This window comes from Ralstonia sp. VS2407, assembly GCF_052950655.1.
Genome location: NZ_JBRFVG010000367.1, coordinates 1 through 436, shown reverse-complemented (window position 1 = coordinate 436; position 436 = coordinate 1). Strand labels below are relative to the sequence as shown.

Sequence of the window (436 nt, the reverse complement as noted above, 5' to 3'; positions counted from 1 at the left end):
ACCATCGCCATGTCCGACAGCGAGAAGCGGTGGTTGACGCCGCCACCGCAGCGCACGGCGTACTTCTGCATCGCGCGCCACCCTGGCAGCGTCTTGCGGGTGTCGAGCACCCGGGCACTGGTCCCGGCGAGCGCGTCGACCCACGTGGAGGTCGCGGTGGCGACGCCGGCGAGGTGGCAGGCGAAGTTCAGGGCGGTGCGCTCAGCGGTGAGCAGCCCACGAGTCGGTCCGGCGACCCGCATGACCACGTCACCCTCGGCGACTCGGCTGCCGTCGCCGACGCGGTCGGTGATGTCGACGTCGTCGCCCATGACGTAGTGAAAGACCATGGCCGCGATCGCGAGGCCGGCCACGACACCGGGCTCGCGGGCCTGCCAGTCCGCGGTGCCACGCGCGTCGGCGGAGATGGTGGCCGCGCTGGTCGTGTCGTCGGCCC

The 436-nt window shown here is 72.5% G+C and carries 1 protein-coding gene; it reads right to left on the bottom strand.

Annotation, left to right across the window (positions count from 1 at the left end):
- A partial coding sequence (locus tag ACU8YE_RS25500) for a nicotinate-nucleotide diphosphorylase (protein ID WP_446930388.1) occupies positions 1–436 on the bottom strand: 436 nt, incomplete at both ends.